We start from the raw sequence: 1,054 nt of genomic DNA on the forward strand, positions 1-1,054 counted from the left end.
CCCCCACACCCCCGTCCCGCACTCGGCCCCGATGGCCCGGGGACAGGGCCTCCTCTCCGAGAAGCAGTGCGGTTTCCCGCTGGCCCCATTCTGCCCAATCACGACATAGCGTCGCCACCCCTTGGTGAAAATAGCATCGAAGGCCAGACTCGATTTCCCCGCCCCGGAAACCCTCGTGAACACCGTCAGCGCATTCCTGGGAAGCCCCAAGGAAACATCCCGAAGATTATTCTGCCGGACGCCTTTGACGACGAGACAATTTCGCACGGGGCAACGGTAACACCGCCGGAGTACGGGACCGGGGCCGCATTTCGGGGACTCAGGGTGTGGGATAAATCGCGCTTGACAAGGGCTCTGGAACCGTGAGCAACAAATTCAAAATATCACCGTCGGGATACTTGCCAAACGACAAAAACCGTGACCCCTGACGCCAGCATGCGAAGCTGCATCACATGATCCCCGCCGACCCCGAACTGAACGCCTTCCTGGAATCCCTCACCCCCGGCCAACACCTCACCGGCCGCATCGCCTCCATCGAGTCCTACGGCGTCTTCGTCGCCCTGGACGACGGCCCTCGCCACCCCCCGTTCCCCGGCGTCGGCTTCATCACCCACCCCGAACTCTCCTGGTACCGCTTCGACTCTCCCTCGGACATCGTCACCCCCGACACCCCCGTGACCTGCGAGTTCCTCCGCCACGACACTTGGAACGCCGAGGCCCGCCTGTCCCTGCGCGCCCTCTCCCCGGACCCCCTCCGACTCTTCGCCGACACCGACCCGGTGGGCCGGGTTGTACGGGGCCGGGTGACCAAGGTCGTGCCGTTCGGGGGGTTCGTCGAGGTCACACGGGGTGTGGAGGGGCTGCTGCGGGAGTTCGGCCTGGAGGAGGGGCAAGAGGTGGAGGTCGTGGTGACGGAGGTCGACCGGGAACGGCGGCGGGTCAGCGTTGCCGGTGGCAACGTACGCGTCAGCCGATCCAACATGCCCAGCCCCGGCAGCCTATCCACCTTCCAGCCGCCAAGTACCCCCAATCCACCTCACTCAAGGCGCACACT

Annotated in this window: 2 protein-coding genes; one reads left to right on the forward strand and one right to left on the reverse strand. The window is 65.3% G+C overall.

Translation table 11 applies throughout. The annotated features are described in order from the left end of the window. The coding region (locus AOK24_RS50070; RefSeq protein ID WP_206191382.1) for a hypothetical protein at positions 1 to 267 on the reverse strand (267 nt) is incomplete at its 3' end. A 185-nt stretch (positions 268 to 452) separates the two neighbouring features. Here AOK24_RS50070 and AOK24_RS44825 point away from each other — a divergent pair. Then, positions 453 to 1,054: S1 RNA-binding domain-containing protein (locus AOK24_RS44825; RefSeq protein ID WP_063799645.1), on the forward strand; the 602-nt coding region annotated here is incomplete at its 3' end.

The organism is Streptomyces niveiscabiei, from assembly GCF_001419795.1.
Classification (GTDB): domain Bacteria; phylum Actinomycetota; class Actinomycetes; order Streptomycetales; family Streptomycetaceae; genus Streptomyces; species Streptomyces niveiscabiei.